This window comes from Leptospira kobayashii (assembly GCF_003114835.2).
In the GTDB taxonomy this organism is placed as follows: Bacteria; Spirochaetota; Leptospiria; order Leptospirales; family Leptospiraceae; genus Leptospira_A; species Leptospira_A kobayashii.
Genome location: NZ_AP025028.1, coordinates 3,894,543 through 3,916,477 on the forward strand (window position 1 = coordinate 3,894,543; position 21,935 = coordinate 3,916,477).

A 21,935-nucleotide genomic window follows, 5' to 3' on the forward strand; every position below is an offset into this window, starting at 1 on the left:
CTTGATCCAAAGGGGATTCAGATGAATTTCTCAAAACACGATTTGGAAGCGATGGGCCGGGTTTGTCTCAACTTCAACTTACGAAAAACCACCCGGCTCATTACTTCTTACTATGACCTACTCCTCAAACCGAGCGGGATCAGAATCACTCAGTTTACAATACTTCTGAGTATTGCCCATCAGATGGAATGCAGCATCACCGACTTAAACAGAATTACCGACATTGACCGGACCACTTTGCAACGAAGCCTCGAAATTTTGCGCAGAGACGGCCTAGTTCAAATTGAAAAAGCGGAATCAGGTAACGTACGCTCTGTTTCTCTTTCAAAAAAGGGAGAGAAAAAACTGGAAGAAACCATCGACCTTTGGAAGAAGGCACAAGCCCATATGGAAAAGGAATTGGGAAAAGAAAAATTAAATACCGGCTTACGACTATTACATGAAATCAGAAAGGCTGTGCCGGAATAAGACATCAATGGAAATACGATTTGCCGAAAAAGAAGACCTGGAACAGATCATAACTTTGTTTCGAGAAACGGTTTTGGCCATCAGTAGAAACGATTATAATTCCGAACAATTATCAGCTTGGGCAAACAGATCCGATTCCAAAGATTTATGGCTTCGAAGAATATCGGAACAATATTTCATACTTTGCTATAAAGGAAACGATCTGGTCGGATTTGCTTCTCTAAAGGATGACGATTATGTGGATCTTTTATTTGTTCATCACAAAAGTCAGGGCAAAGGTATCGGAAAATTATTACTCAATACTTTGACAGATCATGTCCAATCATTAGGTGGAAAATCAATAAAGTCTCATGTAAGCAAAACTGCCAAACCTTTATTTGAAACATTAGGATATAAGGTTGTTTCACCCAATATTGTCAGGATCGGTGAAGTAGAACTTACCAATTACCTGATGAAAAAAGAAATGATCGAGAATTAAACAAAGTGAAAAATAAAAAAATTTCGTTAAATAGTGTATATACACTATAAAGGAGACAATATGGTAGTAATCGTTGAAGGAGCTCGGACTCCTTTTGGCAAATTCGGAGGAGCTTTGAAAGATTTCACATCTGCGGAACTCGCTCTCATTTCCGCAAAAGAAGCGATCAAACGTTCCGGTGTGGATGCAAAAGAAATCGAAGAATCCGTTTATGGAAATGTGATCCAAGATTATTCCAATTCCGCATATCTAGCCAGACATGTTGCGCTGAATGCCGGTTTGGCGGAAAGTTCTTCCGCATTGGTGGTCAATCGATTGTGTGGATCGGGATTGGAAGCGATTATATCCGGCGCAAGGAAAATTAGCACAGGAGAAAGTTCTCTGATCTTAGCCGGAGGAACCGAATCCATGAGCAATGCTCCTATGGTTGCAAAGAATGCAAGATGGGGAGGCAAATACGGAGATAGTGTTTTGGAAGATTATCTGGCACACAGTTTGATTGATAGTCTGTATCAATCCCCCATGGGCATGACTGCCGAAAACATCTCTTCCCATTATAAAATTTCCCGAGAAGAACAAGATGAATGGGCCGGTATTTCCCAAGTCCGTGCGGAAGCCGCAAAGAATAATGGAATCCTTGGAGAAGAAATCATTCCTGTTACTTTAAAATCCAAAAAAGCGGAATTGTTTTCTCACGATGAACACATCCGAGGCGAATCTTGTGTAGGCCAATTGAAATCCCTTCGCCCTGCTTTCACAGAGAACGGAACCGTTACCGCTGGAAATGCGTCGGGAATCAATGACGGTGCGGGATCGGTGATTTTGGCTTCCGATTCTTATGCAAAAGTTTCCAATTTAAAGCCTTTGGCGAAGATTCTAGGTTATGCGGTAGTCGGTTGTGATCCGAAAATGATGGGATTGGGTCCGATCTATGCGATTCCAAAAGCTTTAAAACAAGCGGGGCTTTCGCAGAAAGACATCGACCTTTTCGAAATCAATGAAGCCTATAGCGTACAAGCTTTGGCAATCATGAAGGAATTGGGCTTGGATAAAAACAAAACGAATGTAAACGGTGGAGCGGTTGCAATAGGTCATCCCCTCGGTGCCAGCGGAACCAGAGTTACTTTGACTCTTGCTTACGAATTGAGAAGGAAAAATTTAAAATACGGAGTTGCTTCTCTTTGCATCGGAGGAGGACAAGGAATTGCGATCGTAATTGAAAACTCGAATTGAAATTTAAAATAAAACCTCACTAAAACCGGGTGTTATTCTATCCGCGAACAAATTTCAAAAAGAAATTAGTTTCTTTTTGAAAACGGAAAGGTAACACCCAAATAGTTACTTGTATTATGATAGTTATTTTATTATAACTGAGTTATGAAGCGTAAAAGTTTTGGGAATATGCAATGCCCTGTAGCCCGCAGTTTGGAATTGGTAGGTGAATGGTGGAGCATTTTGATTTTAAGAGATGCAATGCATGGGCTCACCCGGTTCGACGAATTTGAAAAGAGTTTGGAAATCGCACCGAATATGTTAACCAGACGGCTTACATCTTTGGTAGACTCCGGGTTATTGGAACGAAAACAATACCAATCCAATCCTCCCCGTTATGAATACATTCTTACGAAAAAAGGCAAAGACTTCCGGCCCGTGCTCATAGCTTTGCTTGCCTGGGGCAATCAATACTTGGCTCCCGAAGGTAAGGCAGTCATTCTGGTAGATTCGGATTCGGAAGCAGTCATTGACCCCATTCTTGTAGACAAACACACAAAAAAACCACTAACAAGGATTAGTTCTAAATTCGTGCCGGGACCTGTGGCAAATCAGAATACGATCGCCCGAATCAATTTTGCAAATGATAGAAAATCCAAAAAAGCAAAAAGAAAATTAAGCGGGTCTTCTGGGAACGTATAGTTTTGCGATAAACAACTGAACCACTTTCCCGTTTTGATTTCTGGTTTTACTTCGAAGTTTTACAATTCCCTGATCGGAACGGGCACCGGAAGGAATGATTTCTATCACTTCGCTTTCTACTTGTAACGTATCTCCCGGACGTGTGGGACGCGGCCAACTGATCTCTCCGCCCATTCCTACAATTCCGCCTTTGATTAGTTTTCCATTTCCAACTAACAAACGCATTGTGATAGAAGCGGTATGCCATCCACTGGCAGCAAGTCCTCCGAATAAGGAATCTTTCGCCAAAGAATCGTCCAAATGAAAATCCTGAGGATCGTATTTGCCCGCAAATTCCTTGATCTCTTCTTCCGAAACAACGTAAGACTCGCTTAATAATTTTCTACCTAAAGACAAATCTTCCAAATACAACCCTTCTTCCGCTATTTTGCCATTGACCATAAAATCCCCCTTGTAACTTTCATAATGATAGTCAGTATGGGTAAAGAAGTCAATAAAAAGAGAGGAATCCGTCTTGAACCAATTCGAAACATCCGTTCGTAGATTGCATTTATTACTCGCCCTTGCCAATTTTGCGGTCGGTTTGGGAGCGTTTGTCGTCATTGGAGTATTAAGCCCGGTTGCGAGTGCTTTCCAAATCACTCCTTCAGACGCAGGTTGGTTGATGACGATTTATGCAATCACATACGCCATCTCCTCTCCCTTGCTAGTTGCCATCACAGGTAGTAAGGATCGTGCCCATGTATTGTTTGCCGGTTTAAGTTTGCTTATACTTGGTTCGGTATTGGCAATTTTTTCTCCCGATTTCTCGGTTTTGTTAGTAGCTCGTGTTCTTATGGCAATTGGAAGCGGAGTCGTGACTCCCGTTGCTTCGGCAGTCGGTGCCGCTTCCGTAAGCCCGGAACATAGAGGACGAGCACTTGCCACGGTGTTTGGTGGTTTGACTATGGCACAGGCATTTGGAATTCCTGCAGGTGCTTGGATCGGTTATGCCTTCGGCTGGCGTTTTACATTCGGAGTGGTTGCCATACTTGCATCCGTTTGTTTGATGATACTTTATAAATCAATACAACGTGGAATTGTTGCCGTGCCCAATTCGCTTTCCACTTTGAAAGAAGTCATCCTGAGCCCCAGACTTATGATCGCCGTATTTTTTATCGTTTTGTTTATGGGAGGAATTTTCACCTTTTATACTTATCTCACGCCTTTTTTGGAAATAAGATACGGAATTCAAAAAATAGGAGTAACAAGCATACTTTTGATCTTCGGATTCGGAGCGATTTTCGGAAACAAGTTAGGCGGGTTTTTAACGGATCGGATCGGTGCGGTTCCCACACTTGTGATTGTTTGCACAACCCAGGTTGTGATTTTGCCCATCTTAAGTCTGATTCAAATGCCTTTATATGCCATTGGAATTTTGATTTTTATCTGGAGTGTCTTCGGTTGGTCTTCTCAGGTAGCACAACAAGCAAGATTAACTGCGCTTGATTCCAAAAGAGCTCCCGTTCTGTTGGCACTTCATTCCGCTTCCATCTATATAGGCACATCGTTGGGCGCATTAGTGGGAGGAAGGGTCATACATTTAGGGGGCTATCAAACTCTCGGAGTGGTCGCTTCCGGGATCGTAATCATCTCTTTGTTATTGCTTGTAGGATCACAAACGAAGAACAAGTCCTTGCAACCGGTCAGTTAAAGGAAAGGTGAATTCAAGCTTATACGGGATAAACTTGAATTCTATCTCTTCCTGAATTTTTTGCCTGATATAGTGCGATGTCCGCAAATTTGATGATTTCTTCCGCCTGTTGGTTGGAATGGACTTTCGTATAACCTATGCTAATTGTGACGTTCAGATAGAAATTATCAAATATAAAAAATCTATGTGCTTTTACGGATTCTCTGAGCCGATCCAAAACCAACGTAGCGCATTCAACATCCGTATCCGGGAGAATACAACCGAATTCTTCTCCACCTATTCTTCCGATCGTATCTTCTTCGCGGAGGCAATCGGTAAAAATTTTGGAGATCGCTTTCAAGACCATATCCCCTATGTCGTGACCGTAAGTATCATTAATGGTTTTAAAAAGATCGATATCCATAACCGCCAGGACGGAATCTCGACTTCTGCGTTTTACCGTTGCGATTGTTTTTTGAACGGAATCATAAAATGAACGTCTGTTAGGTAAAAGTGTCAGCTCATCCATATAAGCCAGTCGTTTCAAACTATTGATCAGAAGAGTTCTTTGGTCTTCCAATCTCTTTCGATCCCGGATATCCCGAATGAAAGTCGCAAAAAGTTTTGTTCCGTCGGAAGCTGGGCTGATCTCAAAAGCCCTGATTTCCACCGGAATAGTAACACCTAATTTGGTATTGAGTTCCAATTCACGTAAGTGACCAGTCACATAATGATCGTCTTCGCTTGTGATATAATTTGTAATTTGTGCTGTTTTATTTTTTTCGGGATCGACTTCTTTGGGAAATAAATAATCCAAAGATTTATCCTTCAACTCGTCAAAATGAAATCCGCTTAACTCTTCTAAGGCGGGATTTACAAGATTGATTTTGTTATCCGAATCCAATACTATGATAGCATCGATTGAATGTTCTACGATTTTTTGCGAAATATCCGCTACTAAAAATTCACTCATGACCCCAGATTAATCCTTTTCCCTTTTCACTTCTAAACGAGTCCCGCCACTTATGAATATGACGAAAATTAATTTCAGGTTGGTTTTGTCGTAACTCCTTTTTCGGCAAAACCGGCATCGGCTCGTTAATTATTTCTTGATACCAATAAGCTACACTGACCAGATCCAAGGTCAAGGAATTTGCGTGTCCGTGTTCAATTGTAAATTGGAAATTTCTTTCAAAAGCGAGCGGAGACTCGATCCAAAACCGATAAAGATGCGTTCGCCCAAGCCAACCAGTGCCGTCCGAAATGCGAGGGTATCCGAAATACGGATGCATAAAAACCTCTTTGGGACACCAAGCGGTATTAAACAGATCTTCCGTTCCGGTTCCGTGCAATCTTGGCGGCCAGACCTCTCCGTCAATCTGAATGGCATCGTCTCCTTCTCCATACCACATAGGTGTTGGAGAGTCCACATAAAGATTAAGACCGATAAAATGACCTTTTCCTTTGGTTTTGAGAATTGTGTAATTATTCTTCGTATGCAAAGGAGCTTTTTCTGTTTCGCCTAACAAAGACCATTCATTTTCTTTGCCTGAATCCGTTGCAGGCTCGGTGACTGATTTGTTCCACCATGCATGAAACCTTAGCTTTGAGGCCGGCTCCGATTTCATGGATTCGTAATCTATATAAAAATAAAAACTGGGTATCTCTAAGTCAGACTGATTTTCTATTTCTATTCTGGCCTCGGAAGAAAACGGCATGGGAATAAAAGAATTCAGTGCTTTGCCTTTTTTGGGAGCGGCAACAAGAGGAAGGGAGTTTAAAATATATTCCTCCCCCCAACCTTGTCCGAAAAAATCACCTAACGGAACCTCTACGGAAGGATGCAGGTTTTTATCCCAATAGATTCTCAGAATCGCGTTTCTGCGGATCATAGGATCTTTGGAAGCCAAGGTAAACCAAATATGTTTGATAACGCCTGCACCGGAGATATTCGCGATCGTCACTTTTGAATTTTTAGGAATGACGATAAAGTCATCGTTTCCGCCAGAACGATCATAACTGGATATTCTTTCGGATTTATAATTCTTCGGTAGCCAGATTTGATTTTCCCAAGACTGGGCACCTAACATGCTAAAGATGAAAAATGTGGCAATGATTGCAAAAAATTTGGAAAAGAAAAGTCGATGGAAGATGATAGGTTTCATGGGGAGTCAGCTTTAAAATTTTTAGTCAAAAAAACGAAAAGAAATGAGGTCACGGCAGATTGTAATAATACTTCAAAAGCAACCAACAAATGAATGGAGGTGGTAACAGACGGTAAAAAGAAAAGAAATCCTTCCAAATTTCCGGGAGTGGGTCCTATGCTTGCAATCCCTCCGATGAGTCCTTTCAACCAAAATACGGAAAGAAACCTTTTGGCAAAACTTTGGGTCGCAAACCAATCCCAAATAAGAATCAGAAAAGAAACAAAAATCAATGCATGCAGTATCTGGAATGGAAAAAGCCAAGTCATAGCTATCGCCCATTCGGTTGGATTTTTTTCCGTAACTAGAAAGGTGGCGAATACGGGGTTTTCACCTTGGTAATAGTTTTTCATAACCAGGTTATAATAGGAAACAGAAACCAAAAGATAAGAGAATAAATGACAGAGAATCAAACGAAATGTTATTTTAATCCAGGCTTTCATGTTTAATCTGTCCTATATATATATTTCTTACCAAGATTTTATTCCATGAAACTAGAACTCAAGGCAAAACTTCTAAGAACTTTCCCAAAAGCCAAAACAATCGGTTCGGGTAGACTTTTCACACGCCAATTGAGTTATCTGGTCGACTCATCACTGATCAGTCTGTATCAAACCATAGATCAGGAAATACCAATTATGAAACATCTTGCCTTGGTTCCCATCGGAGGATACGGCAGAATGGAATTGGCACCTTATTCGGATATTGACCTACTCTATCTTCATGATGGAAAGTTAAGCAAACAGGATTTAACGGAAATTATCTCAAGAATCAATACCTATCTTTATAACAACGAAAGAGAGGTAGGGCATGCTTGCAGAACGATCAAAGAATCCTTTCTATCAATGGACAATATCCAATCCTATCATGCCATTTTGGATTCACGGTTTTTGATCGGTTCAAAAGCTCTTTATCAAGATTACAAAAATCAATTTTTAGACAAACTTCCCAAAGACAGAATCAAAGAATATAACGAATGGAAGTTGGATTTTCTAAAGGAAAGGATCATCAATTCCTACAATCCTCTTCTACTTTCCGAACCGAATTTGAAAAACGATTCACTCGGTCTTCGGGATATCCAATTGATGTATTGGATCGAAAAAACATATACATCGGCTTCACAGAGAGAAGGTGGGGTGTTCGATTATTTCCTGAACGGAGATACCCTTCCGATAGTAACAGCTTATGATTTTCTTTTACGATCCAGAACCGCATTACATATATTATCCGGTAGAAAAAACGACAGATTGGATTTGAATTATCAATCGGAAGTGGCGGAGTTTTTGGGTTTTGGCTCGAAAACAGAACTAAGTTCCATCGAAAAGTTCATGAGTGTATTGTACAAACACCAAAAAGACGTATATTTCTATTTGGGAATGTATCTGGAAAAGAAAACTTCACCCAGTTTGGATCATTACACCCGTCATTTTTCCAACCCAGATACTTTCTATGATGATATCATGCATTTTTTTCTGGAATGCCAATTGAAGGAAATCGAACCTTCCCGCATCATTTTAAATGACTTGCGATTTGCTTCTCATTTTATCGACGATGATTTCAAAAACACCGGTACGGTGATCGATACTTTTTTACAATTTGTTAGAAACCGAAAACGAGTTGGCCATCTTCTCACTCTTATGCATGAGTGCAATATACTCGGAAAATTGATCCCTGAGTTCGGAGCTTGCTCCAATTTTCCTCTTTTCAGTTATCACCACGAATACACTGTCGATGAACATACGTTACTTATACTCCGGGAACTTGACAAGCTGGAAGAAGGAGTCTGGGAGGATCCGCAAGTACAAGCTGTCTTCAATGATTGTCAAAAAATCGATATTCTCGTCCTTGCCATTCTGATCCATGATGCGGGTAAGGTCAAAGAAGGAGACCATTGTCAATACGGAGCGGAACTTGCTTTGATCATTGCGGAACGGTTTCGATTCAGTGAAGAAGATACCGAACTACTTAGGTTTTTAGTGGCAGAACATATCATCATGTCCGATCTCTCTTCCAAAAGGGATATTTACGATCCTAAATTGATTCAGAGTTTTTCGCAGATGTTTACGGATACAAACACATTACGATTGTTATATGTTTTAACCATTATTGATACAAAATCCGTCGGCAAAGGCGTTTTGACAAATTGGAAGAAAGAAATTTTATTTTTTCTATTCAGTGCGAGTTTGAAAGTTTTGGAAAAAGCAACAAACCTGATTGATTCGAATGAAAGAATAGAACAAACCTTGGAAATTTACCTTCAGGAGAAAGAAGGACTGGATCCGGAAGTCGCTGCCAAAATCGTAAATTTTGCAACGGAGATCAAACCTTCATCTTATCTGAATTACAATACACCCCGCCGGGTATTCCAACATTTTATAAATATAGTGGAATGGAAAAATATGCAAATCCCTTTCCGGTTTATTTCAGAATCGGAACCGGCATTTATTACTGTTACCATATTCAGCGAAGTAAACAGACAGTTGTTACTCTTTGTGAGCGGAACGATTTCATCTCTCGGCTTGAACCTGGTGGGAATGAGACTGTTTCGCGCGGACAATGACATCATCATCATTCAATCTCAAATTACCGATCAATTCGGAAGCGGTGCGATCGCTCCCGAACAAATTCAGAATATAGAAAATATGATAGCCGACTGTGTTTCCGGCAAAATCAATATAGAAGAAGAATCTTTAACAGAACATATATGGTCATCTCCTCCCAAAATCCCTGATGGAATGGTGGAAGAGTTGGTAAAATTTTCCAACGACCAATCCGATTCATATTCCGTTTTGGAAATCAGAGTTCCCGATTCGATCGGTCTTGTGTATCGAATCTTAAAAACACTTTTGGATTTTGATTTGGATGTAATATTCGTTCGTATCTCTACCAGTGCGGACTTCGCTTATGATTCGTTTTATATTCAGACAAGAACAGGTCAAAAATTGGAAGATTCCGAAATCTTATTTTCATTAAAGGAGAAAATTTTAGAAGTTGCCAGGATGAAACAGAATCAGGGTATATTCGAAATTAGTTTTTAACTATGGTTTGGTGGAAAGAAGCAGTAATTTATCAAATTTATCCCAGAAGTTTCCAGGATTCAAACGGAGATGGGATCGGAGATTTGCAAGGAATCATCGACAGATTGGACTATCTTGCAGGTACAAAGGATTCTCTCGGAATAGATGCCATTTGGTTATCACCGGTTTATCCTTCGCCTATGGCGGACTTTGGTTACGATATATCCGATTATGAACAGATTGATCCCGATTTTGGAGATTTAACAATCTTTAGGCGACTATTGAAGGAAGCACATAAGCGGGATATCAAAATCATAATGGATCTAGTGGTAAATCACACTTCTCATTTACATCCATGGTTCATAGAATCAAGATCTTCCAAAAACAGTCCTAAGAGGGATTGGTACATTTGGAAAGAGCCTGTGCATGGCAAACCTCCCAATAACTGGTTAGGCACCTTCGGAGGGCTTGGATGGGAATTTGACAAAAGAACGGGAGAATACTATTACCATTCCTTTTTAAAAGAGCAACCCGATCTCAATTGGAGAAATCCCGAAGTAGAAGAAGCTATTTTCAAAATGATTCGTTTTTGGTTGGAGATGGGAGTGGACGGTTTCCGCCTAGATGTTGTTAACTTATACGTAAAAGATGAATTTCTAAGAGACAATATTTCTTATTTCATGAAAGGACCTCGTCCTTATGACAAACAGGTTCATACTTATGATAGGGACCGTCCCGAAATGCACGGTATCTTACGACGTCTTCGTAAACTTCTGGATTCTTACGAGCCGGAGAGAATGTCTGTCGGCGAAGTCATGCAGGATTTCCCCGGAAACGTGACACTGCCTGCCACCTATTGCGGACGTAACGATGAACTCCACCTTGCATTTAATTTTATGTTTCTTTTCAGCCCTTGGAAGGCGGAAAAATTCTTTCAGATTGTAAAAGATTTCGAATCCGCCTTAGGCGAGGACAACTGGCCCAATTACACCCTTTCCAATCACGATTTTCCAAGACATATCACCCGTTATATGAAAGGAAAAGAAACCATTCCAAGAGCTAGAATTGCCGCTGTTATGATGTTAACTCTTCGAGGAACTCCCTTTCTCTATTATGGGGAGGAAATCGGAATGGAGAGACAAAAGGTTTCAAGGAAGGAAATCCAAGATCCTGTCGGTAAAAAGTATTGGCCTTTCCATCCGGGAAGAGATCCGGAAAGAATTCCTATGGCTTGGGACAGTTCGGAAAAATCGGGATTCACCACTGGCAAACCTTGGTTGCCTATCTATGCAAAATCCAGTGAAGTGAATGTGGAAGTTCAGAAAGAAGATAAATCTTCTTTGTTTTACACTTATAAAAAACTCATATCCATCAGAAAAGAACGCAAATCACTTCGAAAGGGAAATTTAAAAATCCATTTGAGTAAAGATAAGAATGTTCTTTTCTATAAGCGAAAAGAAGGAAAGGAAGAAACCTATATTTTTCTCAACTTCAGCAACCAAGATGCAGAAGTTTCTTATCCTAGAAAATGGAATTTGAAAAATATATTATTTAGCACGGCTCCAAGACCTGCTTACTTAAAACAGGATTTAGACGATGGGTTCTTGCATCTATTTCCCAACGAAGCGATAATTTTCGGAAATTGATAAATGATAAGATTGTTTGCACTTAAGAACAAGGAGTGGGGCCGGGACAACCGGAAGCAGCTCCAGACATTTCCACTAAACCGGTGCTAATGTTTCCTGATTCATCTTTGCAACGGACCACAACGTAATAGGTTCCATCAACCAAGCCGCTGATGATCCATCCGGAAACTCCGGCGGAAGTTGTACCCCCATTGGCAGTAAAACCTCCGGTACATACACCGGGGGCCGTAGAATAACAAATTTCATACACCAAATCTGCTTGAGCGGAAACCAAATCAGTCCCTTGAGCCCATGACACCGTTAAACTTCCCGAGCCGCCGTCAGTAACAGCCGTTACTCCCGAAAACAAAGGAGGTGTAACATCCGGAACCGCTGTTACTTGCGAAGTAGGAGAATATAAACTCATATTGCCTGCCGCATCCCGAACCAAGACGGCAAAATAATATGCGGTCGAAGCAGTGAGGCCGGTTACAGTCTTTGAGAGGACATTTGCAGACCAATTCATCAGTAAATCCGCTCCCGATTTGGCATTTGCCAATGCAATCGTATTGATATTAGAAGCGGAAGAGTTGTCCTTTACCAATTTATATTCCAACCCACTTGCAGGTGTTACCGCATCGGTTCCTACACCCCATTGCACGGTGAGTTTCATCGGTAGTACTGAATTGAAAGAAATAGCAGTGCCTGTAGTCGGTGCAGTCGTATCAGGTAAAGCTGAAGTCGTCTGTGTGGCAGGTGTATACTGGGAAATATTTCCGGAAGAATCCCTTACTAAAACCGTAAAATGATAACTTGTTGAAGCGGAAAGAGATGTGACTGATTGACTCAGTACATTTGTCGTCCAATTCAAAATCAAATCGGAACCCGATTTGGAATTTGCGAGTGAAATCGTATTTATATTGGAAACAGATGTGTCGTCTTTTACCAATTTATATTCCAAGTTTGCAGTTGCCGTGGAATCATCAGCGGAAGCCGGCCAGTCTACTGTCACACCGGTTGCAGTAACTCCCGAAAAACTCAATACACCTCCGATTGTAGGAGGTGTCGAGTCTCCGGCCGATGTCGTTGCTGTTTTAAAACCGGTTTCCTGTAAATAATCTGCAGCCAGCCTTGAACCACTGCCGGAAAGGATCGTGTTTTTTACTTTGACTTTGTAAATCCGGTTCATATCCAAAGCAACAATCGGTTTAACAATAATCGTCTGATCCGTGTTAGATACTAGACTCAATCCTATACAATTCTCAAAACCGGAATCCCCTATTTGAATGGATTGATTGCAAGCTCCCGAAGAAGACTGTACGGTGATGGATTCCGATAAAATCTTTTCGCTAAAACTGATTCGAATGGATACATTCGTGCTAACCTGAACTGCTTTATCTTGAGGTTCAATGGAAACAACGGATAGGTTTGTTTTGGTTCTACAAGCTGAAGTTTGACCCACAGAGCATTGTAAAAACTGCAACTGTGAAACCATATCCAAAGTGGATTGATCCAAACTCGGAGCACAAGTCGCCAAACAGAACAAAGAAGATGTAAAAATAAATCTCTTACTAAAACGACATAATCGCTTGTACAATACTAAGGTCGGAGTCATAGCGGGAAACGAGTAAATTTATTGATAAATTCACTTATTCTATATAACAAGAATATCGGAATTTCATTTCACCGGAAGAAAAAAAGTGAGGTTTTACTCGGAATTTATAATTCGGATGCAAACCAGTCAAAGAGCTTATAAAAAATACTATTAATAGGAAAAGTTGTAATTATATTTACGATGAACTTTGCTTGTGATTCGACTTTCGCAAGCCTTAAGCCAGTTGAAAGATAGGGCCGATTTTTTCATCGGTTCTTTTGTATCTTACCTTTTTGCCGATCGCCACGGAATCAAAATCGGAAAGATCTTCCAGAATGGTTGTGAGTTTTAAATCATCATCCGTTTTGATAATTGCCAAAACATAAGGAGCGCGTTCCGCCATATGACCGAACCCAATATGAACAATTGTGAATGTATAAATAGTGCCGGTTTCTTTTAGAAGAACAGGTTCAATGCGATCACTACCGCAACTTGGGCAGGAAATGGATAATTCGATTACCCTAAATCCACAGTCTTTGCACTGAATTCCTTCTAGTCCGGAAGCTATTGTCATGATTGATCCATTGATTTTAAAGAGAGCTAAAATCCAGGTTAGCGAATGACTAACCTGGATAGATAGTAATTAATTTTTTAATCTTTCTATGATTGTAGCGATTCCCATACCGCCACCGATACAAAGAGTAATTAATCCGTATCTAAGATCTCTTCTTTCAAGTTCATCCAGAACAGTTCCTGCAAGGATTGCTCCGGTTGCTCCGAGTGGATGACCAAGTGCCATCGCTCCGCCGTTTACATTGATCTTTGCTTCATCAATTCCCAATGTTTTTTTAGCGTAAAGAACTACAGAAGCGAATGCTTCATTGATTTCCCAAAGGTCGATGTCTTTTACGGAAAGTCCCGCCATCTTCAACGCTTTTTGAGAAGCAGAAACAGGACCTGTTAACATGATCGTAGGGTCTTCACCGGTGGAAACAGTAGCAAGAATTTTTGCTCTTGGTTTCAAACCGTATTTTTTCAATCCGTCATCATTTGCGATCAAAAGAGAAGCAGCTCCATCCACGATTCCGGATGAGTTTCCAAGAGTGTGAATATGATTGATCTTTTTGATTTCAGGATAAGAACGAAGTGCAATTGCATCTAATTCTTGTTCACCGATAGTTTTGAAAACCGGACCGAGACCGGAAAGGAATGCATAGTTTGATTCAATACGAGGATTTTCTTCTTCAGTAACAATAGTTCCATCATCTAATTTGATCGGAACGATTGATTTTTTAAAATATCCGTTTTGAATCGCATTATGAGCTTTGATTTGGGAAGATTCGGCAAAACGATCCGCTTCTTCTCTGGAAATATCATATTTCGTAGCGATCAAATCAGCGGAAATTCCTTGCGGAACCAAATTATAGTGTTGTGCAATTTTATCATTGCCCACATTAAAATCACGGCCAATCATATCATCGCCCATTTTTACACGGCTCATGGATTCAACACCACCGCCAACACCGAGCTCCATTGCTCCGGAAGCAACGTGGTTCGCAATGTTATTCACAGCTTGCAATCCTGATCCGCAGAAACGGTTTACAGTATAACCTGGAACTTCTTTCGGCCAATGTGCGGCCATTACCGCATAACGAGCAATACATGCTGCCTGATCGGCTACTTGGGACACACATCCCATTACGACTTCTTCAACAGTTTTAGGATCAATACCATTTCGTTCTTGAATGGCTTTCAAAGTAGCAGCAGAAAGTTCTTGGGGGTGGACACTGGCTAAAGTTCCCCTTTTTTTCCCTTTTCCTCTAGGAGTTCTGACTGCATCGATAATATAGGCGTTACCCATTGGTTAACCTCTCTCTGGGATGGACTTAGTAAAAACGTACAGAGTTCGGTTGTATTGAATACAAAAAATCATGATTTTGTAATAGATTTCTTAATTTTGTTCCCGTAAAAACGCAAAGTTTTGGATAGAAAACAGCTTTGGTTCAGAAAGGAAGCATCCAAACGATCCGCCACCGAAAGTCTCGATTCGTCCACAAGGCGAATGTATCTTAGATTGGGACGAAATGCTTCTTCCAAACTTCGTTTGTTCCAATCTACATAACGCCAGGCGCTGAAACTATGATTCACTCCGATCCTTTCATCAATGGTTCCGATCAACTGGAATTGAGTGGCGCAAGCTGATCGGAAGAAGATGAAACGATTGAAGAAGTAGAGAATGTTTCTGTTCGGATTTGCAGTCAGTATGGATAAGAAATGATCCTTCATTTCCTCAACCGTATAAAAAAGATCGGGACCGGAATTGGTAGAACGGAAGATGATCGGAGAGAATTCGCTCTTCGCATAGATTTTTGTCAGGATACGAATGTATTCCGGGTCATCGATCAAAACGGGAATTTCATTGAACGCAAAAGGAAACGGCTCTCTTTCTTTGATATGAATTTCTATATAACGGGTATGATCGTATTCGGTATCATTGATGTCGGTCGCAACGATTTTACTCAGGTGGTCTTGGAGTAATGTGTCTTCATACAAATCACGAACAGTAACTGCGCCTTCCTCATAAAGAATTGCACTTCCGAAATCAATAAACGTAGCACCTTCGAACAAAGAACCGAGGGATCCGTATTTTTTATGAATCAGCTTGTCACGAAAAAGAGCGCGTAATAACAAATTATGATCATACAATCGCTTACGACCTGACCGTTGTTCTACGACGGTATTTTTTGTTTTTTTGATTTTGTAATAATGAATGTGGTTGGCCAATCCGAATCGAAGTTTTTCTACCGCGTGATTCTCCATAAGACGTTTTTCGTCTTCCTCATCTTCTACAATCGTTGTCCCTTCCGCAAAAAGATGTTGGTTAAAAAGAAGATGAGTGAAATTGAATATGGAGAAAAGGATCAGGAAAAAATAAATTTTCTCTTTGGATATTTTACTTTTTCCCGACACTGATTTTATTTTCGAAACGATTAATTTCTCTGACCGAGAATAGGACCGCCTGCTTTTTCCATCATTCTCTCTTTGGTTAAAATGAGATCTTCACGGTTGTCAGCAGCCATCTCACCTGTTCCGTCCAGGTAAATCGCACCTTTAGGACAAGCCTCTTCACATAACCCGCAGAAGATGCAACGCAATAGATTGATTTCAAACTTTTGCGCGTATTTGTCTTCCGGATGAAGATGTTGTCTGTCGGCGGGAACTTCAGCGGCCTGGATCAGGATTGCATTGGCAGGACAGATCCACATACAGCAAAAACAAGCAGTACATCTTTCCCGACCCTGTTCATCCCGTTTCATGGAATGCATTCCCCGAAAACGCGATGAATATTGTCTTTTTTTCTCAGGATATTCGATCGTCTTTTGTCTGTTAAAGAAAGCCACTTTCACGAAATGTTTGAGAGTGATCCACAGACCTTTTCCGATCGACCAAAAATAAAACTGCTCATACCAAGAGAATTGGTGGCGTTTTGCTACATTGACTACATTAACGGTTGCCAAGGAGTGCCTCCTCTTTCTTACGAATTTCAGATAAAACTTTCTCGAAAAATTCCGCTGAAGACGGAAGCCCTTTCGGAGCTTCCATGGATTTTTCGAAATCCTGTTTCAAACCATTTTTATTTGTGAAACTTCCCGCTTCGTCCGCAAAAAGTTTGATCGGAGCGGCGAAGTTTGCCGCCTTTGCGGAGGAAGTGATATTCGTATCCAGTTGAACGATCGTCGCCTTACCTAAAATAGACGAAGGTATTTCTTCTTTCAAAACGAATACCAAGTCAATGGCACCGGATAAAATATCGGAAACGATTCCGGTAAGACCTTGAGGAGTGGAAATTTCCAAATCCAAAGCCCCTCTTGTATTCGGATGATAATCTTTGGTTAACAAAAAGTCAACTTGTTCGGTTTCTTTGTACTGAGGTTCCGTTACTCTCACTTCAAATTGAATCGGTTTACTCAATTCCTTTGAAAGTTCGGTGAGAGCGGATTTAATACGAGCAAGATTTTCGTTGGATTCATGGGCTCCACCGATCACTGCAACCCCGTTAGTAGAACGCAGTGCATTTGCAATTTTTGGAATCACATTGATAGAAGTGGATGGAGTTCCGTTTTCCATATAGGAAAACAATCTGTTTTCATTCATCCAATCCAAATCAAAACGACCTTTATCGCAAAGAAAGAACATGTTTTTTTCATGATTTTCCTTCACCATATAACGATACATTTTATTGTCTCGTACATTCGTTGTTACATTACAACCGGTGGAACATCCGTGGCATACGGAAGAATGGGATTTGTACCACCATACTCTGGATTTGAATAAAGTCTTATTATTGAGTAGTGCGCCTACGGGACAAATATCGGCAAGTGCACCTTGAAAGTTGTGATTGATCGGCTCGTTATTGGCAAGACCTATCAAAGAATCATTTCCTCTTTCAAACAAACCGAGGTTGGATTCTCCGACTTTTTCTTCTTCAAAACGAACGCATCTGTAACAAACGATGCAACGATTGTGATTGATGATGAGATTACTTCCGATCTCTTCCTGAGGAACATTTCGTTTTTGAAATTCAAAACGGGAATGGCCTTGGCCGGAACCGAACGCATTGTCTTGCAAACGACATTCTCCCGCTTTATCGCAGACAGGACAGTCTAACGGGTGATTTGCGAGAAGAAATTCCATGGTGCCGGCGCGAGCTTCTTTCACACGATCCGACTTCGTGATGATTCCCATATTTTCTTTTACGGGAGTATTACAAGCGGCTTGGAGACGAGGAACACCTTCAATCTCAATCAAACACATACGGCACATACCAACGACGGATAGAGCGGGATGATAACAAAAATAAGGGATATCTACGCCGACTTCTTTTGCGGCATCAATTAGGTTTTTCTTTTCGTCGACTTCAAATTCGACGCCATCGATCTTTATTTTTACCAAAGAATGAGCCCCCTTCTATATTAGAACGGAGCTTTGTTATTCTGTCAAACCTTCATTTGGAAATAATGTTGGTTGCATGTAAGTAGGAGTATTTTGCCAGATCGATTACCGTTTCCGCAAAATAATCCGAATCGATGAACACGGAATTGGTTCGAATGTTTGTGCTTTTTACTATTTTTCCGATCAGATCATCCAAAACTTGCAGAGCTGAGGTTTCATAAAAAAAGTCCGTATTGATATTGATTCTCAAATTAGTAAAACTACTTCTGCCTGCCAGATAATGATGGAATTTTTCATAAATTTCATCATTTGCTTTTCTGGAAGGAACTCCGGTCAGCTCGATCAGAATTTCCGATATGGATAATTCGGAGATCTTGATCATGAAAGGAATCGTCTTTTTGTCTATGATCATCTCCGGTCCAAGCATCAGAACGGATTGAATTTTTTCCATAAGAGACCCGGTTGTGACAGGTTTTAGAAGATAGGCACTCACTCTACTTTGTGCCGCACGAACAATTTGATCTTTTTCCCCAACGGAGGTAAGCATAATCACAGGAGTGGTTTTTAAATAATCTTTTCCCTTTTCAACAAAAGATAACCCGTCCAAATAAGGCATCATAATATCGCTGATCACCAAATCGAATGTCTGGCTGCGGATCTTGGTAAGTCCCGCCATGCCATCTGTTACATGGACCACTTGGAAATTGTATCTTTCCAAGGTATGAATGAGTAATTTTGCGGAACTATCATCGTCTTCGGCAAGTAGAACTTTATAAACCTTTTTCATGATTTCCTTACTGATTTGGGATAGAATCTAAATTTGCATATTTTAAAAACCACTTAGGTTGCAATGCTCGCTGATAAAAATAAGCATCCACTAACACTAAATTAATGACGGCTTCAACAATCGGTATGGCTCGGGGAAGTACGCAAGGGTCGTGTCTGCCCTTCGCTTTTAAGATAGTCTCTTTGTTTTTATCGTCAACAGTTTTCTGTTCTTTTTTAATTGTAGAAGTAGGCTTGAAAGCTGCCCGTATAACAAGATCCATTCCGTTGGAAATACCACCTTGGATACCTCCGGAATTATTGGTTCTGGTTTTGACCTTACCGGTTTTTTCTTCTATATAAAATTCATCATTATGAATGCTTCCGGTTTGGCGGGTTCCTCCGAACCCGGATCCGACTTCAAAACCTTTGCAAGCGGATATGGACAATAAGGCTTTTGCCAAATCGGCATCTAACTTATCATAAACGGGATCACCGAGACCGGGGGGAAGATTTCTAACAATCGCCTTAACTGTTCCACCGACGGAATCCCCTTCGTCTCTCAATTTACGGATCAGAGCTTCCATCTCGTCATTGGTTGTTTTTTTAGGACACCGGGTTGGAAATTGATCAACGAAATCGCGCGAAACCGGATATTCCGATTCTGAAATCAGCGAGTCGATTTCTCCAACGGAATCCACCCAAGCTACCGTTTGAATTCCAAGTTCGCGTTCCAGGATCACCCTCGCAAGTCCGGCCGCTGCAACCCGTCCGATGGTTTCCCGAACGGAAGACCTTCCTCCGCCTACATGGGCACGATGGCCGTATTTTTCGGAATACGTATAATCCGCGTGAGACGGTCGAAAGACATGAGCCATTTCATCGTAATCACTACCGATTGTATTTTTATTATTAACTTTTAAGAGAATCGGGCTTCCTGTCGTTTTTCCCTGAAAAACCCCGGATTCCACGACAACTCTGTCTTCTTCATCACGAGGAGTCGTAAGGTCGTTTTGACCCGGTCTTCTGCGTGTTAAATCTTTTTGAATCTCTTCTTCCGGAAAAGGAAGACCGGCAGGCACTCCCTCTACAACAACTCCGACGGAAACACCGTGAGATTCTCCATAAGTGGATACTTTAAAAATCTTTCCCCAAGTGGAAGGCATATGCTGTCATTTAAAATCAGGTTTGCAATCTATCCATAAAGTTTTTCCTCTACAAGTGGATCAATTTTCGGGACTTATGTCAGCTGACCAAACCGTATTCTTTAGAACCAAAAGCTTCCTATATTTCTGGATTCTTTCCGCCGTATTACATGGAATTCTTTTTATCGTTCTTTTCGGAAAGTTTTGGCAAAACAAGGATACGGAAGAAATCCACCTAACTAAAGGTAATACGATTCGACTCTTGGTTCCCAGCCCTTATTCCGCAGGGAGCGGTTCTCTTTCCAGTCAAAATCAATCAAATGCGGATTTGGAAGGAACGATCGACCCCGAAGAAGAAGTAAACAGGTTTCGAAATTCTCTCAGTTATCCTGCCCTTGCTTTGGAGCAACGCCTGGAAGATGATTGTAGTTTCCGAGTAACTGTTGCAGAAAATGGGTCAGTTGAGAAGGTGGGTGTGCTGGTTCCGTGTCGCTATAGCGTCTTCGACCAACAATTTCGCAACCAAATCCAAGGTTGGAAATTCAATTTTTCAAAGGGGAAAGAAATTACTCTTCCAATTCGGTTTCGCATCCATGCAAGAGAATGATCCCCTCAATACTCAAAAACAATGGTTTGCCTTATACACAAACCCCCGTGCGGAAAAAAGCCTATCTCGTTTATTTAAAAAATACAAAATAGATCACTACCTTCCTCTGATCAAAGAAAGGAAAAAATGGAGTGATCGATTCAAAATCATCGAAACTCCCCGACTCAAATCTTATATTTTTGTAAATATCATTTTTTGGAAAGATAAAGTAACCGTCCTCCAACTCCCTGGTGCCCACCATTTCGTTTTTGCCAAAGGAGTCCCTGCCGTATTGGAAGAAGAAGAGATGGAAAAATTAAAAGATCTTGTGGAAAATTACGGTGCACAGACCGAAGTAATAAAAAACGAAGCGCTTCAGCCTGGCAAAATAGTAAAAATTACGGAAGGACCTTTTGCCGGCAGAAAGATGGAAATCATAAAAAGAAAAAATGATGTCACTCTGATCCTTCGGTTTCCGAGCATAGACCAAGCAATCATTGCAGAGATGAGTATTGACAAAATTTCATGGGAGGAAACGGAACATTGAAAAATATATTGAAGATCGTAGAACGTGCGCTCGACGATGAGATTGCCTCCATCCAACATTTTAGAGACAACCTGGACGAACGCATTTCCGAATGCGTAGAGCTGATTTTAAATAGCAAAGGAAAAGTTGTAGTTACCGGCGTGGGTAAATCGGGAGATATTGCACAAAAAATTTCCCACACAATGTCTTCCACCGGAACAGCTGCCATATTCTTACATCCGACTGATGCGGCTCACGGAGATTCGGGCGTTGTAGGAAAAGGCGACGTGGTTCTCGCCATTGGAAAAAGCGGTGAGTCGGAAGAATTAAATTATATTTTACCCACTTTGAAAAACCTAGGTGCAAAAGTAGTAGGCATTACGGCAAATCCCAAATCCAAACTCGCGGAACTTTCCGATATTCTGATCCTTACCCCTATTTTACGGGAAGCCTGTCCGCTGGAACTAGCCCCTACTTCTTCGACTACCATTGCACTTATGCTAGGTGATGCAATAGCAATGGCACTGATGGAATTGAAAAACTTTCAAGCCGACGATTTTGCACTATACCATCCTGCCGGAAGATTGGGAAAAAGACTTTCACTACATATATCGGACGTTATGCGCAAAGACGATAAAAACGCATTCGTTACCGAACATGCAGGATTGGATGAAATCCTGAAAGAGATCACTCGTAAAGGTCTGGGTGCAACAGGTGTAGTCGACTCCGAAGGGATCTTACTCGGCCTGATCACCGACTTTGATATCAGAAAAGCACTTACCAATAAAAAATTGACCGAAGGTGTTACAGCCAAGGAAATGATGAATGTTTCTCCTTCTTACTTTTCACCGGAAGAAAAAGCTTATGATGTTTTGACAAAAATGGAAAATAGGGAACGCCCCATATCCGTTGCTCCCGTAGTTACAAAAGATAAAAAATTCGTAGGTATGGTTTCTCTACATGACTTATTGCAAAAAGGATTATAAAA

22 protein-coding genes are annotated in these 21,935 nt (G+C 40.9%); 10 read left to right on the top strand and 12 right to left on the bottom strand.

The annotated features are described in order from the left end of the window. Nucleotides 1-21: 21 nt before the first annotated feature. From DI077_RS17800 to DI077_RS17815, 4 genes are all read left to right on the top strand, one after another. A complete protein-coding gene (locus DI077_RS17800; protein WP_109021614.1) occupies nucleotides 22-468 on the top strand; it encodes a MarR family winged helix-turn-helix transcriptional regulator in 447 nt (148 codons plus the stop codon). Between the two features lie 7 nt (nucleotides 469-475). Continuing rightward, on the top strand, nucleotides 476-946 hold the full coding sequence (locus tag DI077_RS17805; protein WP_167837203.1) for a GNAT family N-acetyltransferase: 471 nt from the start codon (nucleotides 476-478) through the stop codon (nucleotides 944-946). A 60-nt stretch (nucleotides 947-1,006) separates the two neighbouring features. Beyond that, entirely contained in the window at nucleotides 1,007-2,179 is a 1,173-nt protein-coding gene (locus DI077_RS17810; protein ID WP_109021616.1) for a thiolase family protein, read from the top strand. A gap of 144 nt (nucleotides 2,180-2,323) precedes the next feature. Next, nucleotides 2,324-2,860: a winged helix-turn-helix transcriptional regulator gene (locus DI077_RS17815; RefSeq protein ID WP_109021617.1), complete on the top strand. Its 537-nt coding sequence runs from the start codon at nucleotides 2,324-2,326 to the stop codon at nucleotides 2,858-2,860. On the opposite strand, the gene DI077_RS17820 is transcribed toward DI077_RS17815, so the two are convergent. Beyond that, nucleotides 2,834-3,301: a MaoC family dehydratase gene (locus DI077_RS17820; RefSeq protein ID WP_109021618.1), complete on the bottom strand. Its 468-nt coding sequence runs from the start codon at nucleotides 3,299-3,301 to the stop codon at nucleotides 2,834-2,836. The two genes, DI077_RS17815 and DI077_RS17820, sit on opposite strands and share 27 nt — an antisense overlap. 73 nt (nucleotides 3,302-3,374) lie before the next feature. Between DI077_RS17820 and DI077_RS17825 the strand changes: the two genes are divergently transcribed. Next, nucleotides 3,375-4,553 (top strand): MFS transporter, encoded by a 1,179-nt coding sequence (locus DI077_RS17825; RefSeq protein ID WP_167837204.1) that lies wholly within the window; start codon nucleotides 3,375-3,377, stop codon nucleotides 4,551-4,553. Between the two features lie 19 nt (nucleotides 4,554-4,572). Here DI077_RS17825 and DI077_RS17830 read toward each other — a convergent pair whose 3' ends face one another. From DI077_RS17830 to DI077_RS17840, 3 genes are read right to left on the bottom strand one after another with little or no spacing between them, the layout of a single operon-like run. Next, the gene (locus tag DI077_RS17830; RefSeq protein WP_109021620.1) at nucleotides 4,573-5,505 is read right to left on the bottom strand and encodes a sensor domain-containing diguanylate cyclase; all 933 of its coding nucleotides are present in this window, start codon (nucleotides 5,503-5,505) and stop codon (nucleotides 4,573-4,575) included. Further along, nucleotides 5,498-6,697 (bottom strand): glycoside hydrolase family 172 protein, encoded by a 1,200-nt coding sequence (locus DI077_RS17835; protein WP_109021621.1) that lies wholly within the window; start codon nucleotides 6,695-6,697, stop codon nucleotides 5,498-5,500. The genes DI077_RS17830 and DI077_RS17835 overlap by 8 nt, the downstream gene beginning before the upstream one ends. Beyond that, nucleotides 6,694-7,179 carry a hypothetical protein gene (locus tag DI077_RS17840; protein ID WP_109021622.1) on the bottom strand — a complete coding sequence of 162 codons (486 nt, stop codon included), beginning with the start codon at nucleotides 7,177-7,179 and terminating at the stop codon, nucleotides 6,694-6,696. The genes DI077_RS17835 and DI077_RS17840 overlap by 4 nt, the downstream gene beginning before the upstream one ends. Before the next feature lie 45 nt (nucleotides 7,180-7,224). Between DI077_RS17840 and DI077_RS17845 the strand changes: the two genes are divergently transcribed. Together DI077_RS17845 and DI077_RS17850 are read left to right on the top strand one after the other, a co-directional pair. Beyond that, nucleotides 7,225-9,774, top strand: coding sequence for a [protein-PII] uridylyltransferase family protein (locus DI077_RS17845; RefSeq protein ID WP_109021623.1), 2,550 nt, complete (start codon nucleotides 7,225-7,227; stop codon nucleotides 9,772-9,774). A gap of 2 nt (nucleotides 9,775-9,776) precedes the next feature. Further along, complete coding sequence (locus tag DI077_RS17850; RefSeq protein ID WP_109021624.1) at nucleotides 9,777-11,399, top strand: alpha-glucosidase; 1,623 nt, start codon at nucleotides 9,777-9,779, stop codon at nucleotides 11,397-11,399. 22 nt (nucleotides 11,400-11,421) lie between these two features. Here the strand turns inward: DI077_RS17850 and DI077_RS17855 are convergent, their stop codons facing one another. The 8 genes from DI077_RS17855 to aroC form a co-directional block, all read right to left on the bottom strand. Next, nucleotides 11,422-12,915: an Ig-like domain-containing protein gene (locus DI077_RS17855; RefSeq protein WP_242935273.1), complete on the bottom strand. Its 1,494-nt coding sequence runs from the start codon at nucleotides 12,913-12,915 to the stop codon at nucleotides 11,422-11,424. 292 nt (nucleotides 12,916-13,207) lie between these two features. Next, nucleotides 13,208-13,546, bottom strand: a complete 339-nt coding sequence (locus tag DI077_RS17860; RefSeq protein WP_109021626.1) for a Zn-ribbon domain-containing OB-fold protein — start codon at nucleotides 13,544-13,546, stop codon at nucleotides 13,208-13,210. Nucleotides 13,547-13,615: 69 nt separating this feature from the next. Further along, nucleotides 13,616-14,833 (bottom strand): acetyl-CoA C-acetyltransferase, encoded by a 1,218-nt coding sequence (locus DI077_RS17865; protein ID WP_109021627.1) that lies wholly within the window; start codon nucleotides 14,831-14,833, stop codon nucleotides 13,616-13,618. A 68-nt stretch (nucleotides 14,834-14,901) separates the two neighbouring features. Continuing rightward, nucleotides 14,902-15,942: a hypothetical protein gene (locus DI077_RS17870; RefSeq protein WP_242935274.1), complete on the bottom strand. Its 1,041-nt coding sequence runs from the start codon at nucleotides 15,940-15,942 to the stop codon at nucleotides 14,902-14,904. Nucleotides 15,943-15,962: 20 nt separating this feature from the next. Continuing rightward, nucleotides 15,963-16,490: a NuoI/complex I 23 kDa subunit family protein gene (locus tag DI077_RS17875; protein ID WP_109021628.1), complete on the bottom strand. Its 528-nt coding sequence runs from the start codon at nucleotides 16,488-16,490 to the stop codon at nucleotides 15,963-15,965. After that, entirely contained in the window at nucleotides 16,477-17,925 is a 1,449-nt protein-coding gene (locus DI077_RS17880; RefSeq protein WP_109021629.1) for an NADH-quinone oxidoreductase subunit G, read from the bottom strand. Before DI077_RS17880 ends, DI077_RS17875 begins: the two co-directional genes overlap by 14 nt. A 52-nt stretch (nucleotides 17,926-17,977) precedes the next feature. Then, nucleotides 17,978-18,712, bottom strand: coding sequence for a response regulator transcription factor (locus DI077_RS17885; RefSeq protein WP_109021630.1), 735 nt, complete (start codon nucleotides 18,710-18,712; stop codon nucleotides 17,978-17,980). Nucleotides 18,713-18,719: 7 nt separating this feature from the next. Beyond that, nucleotides 18,720-19,856 (bottom strand): chorismate synthase, encoded by a 1,137-nt coding sequence (gene aroC, locus DI077_RS17890; protein ID WP_109021631.1) that lies wholly within the window; start codon nucleotides 19,854-19,856, stop codon nucleotides 18,720-18,722. Nucleotides 19,857-19,932: 76 nt separating this feature from the next. Between aroC and DI077_RS17895 the strand changes: the two genes are divergently transcribed. From DI077_RS17895 to DI077_RS17905, 3 genes are read left to right on the top strand one after another with little or no spacing between them, the layout of a single operon-like run. Further along, the gene (locus tag DI077_RS17895) at nucleotides 19,933-20,442 is read left to right on the top strand and encodes an LIC_10042 family TonB-like protein (protein ID WP_135354922.1); all 510 of its coding nucleotides are present in this window, start codon (nucleotides 19,933-19,935) and stop codon (nucleotides 20,440-20,442) included. Next, a complete protein-coding gene (locus tag DI077_RS17900) occupies nucleotides 20,429-20,968 on the top strand; it encodes a UpxY family transcription antiterminator (protein WP_109021633.1) in 540 nt (179 codons plus the stop codon). Before DI077_RS17895 ends, DI077_RS17900 begins: the two co-directional genes overlap by 14 nt. After that, entirely contained in the window at nucleotides 20,965-21,933 is a 969-nt protein-coding gene (locus DI077_RS17905; RefSeq protein ID WP_167837206.1) for a KpsF/GutQ family sugar-phosphate isomerase, read from the top strand. The genes DI077_RS17900 and DI077_RS17905 overlap by 4 nt, the downstream gene beginning before the upstream one ends. The last annotated feature ends 2 nt before the right edge of the window (nucleotides 21,934-21,935 follow it).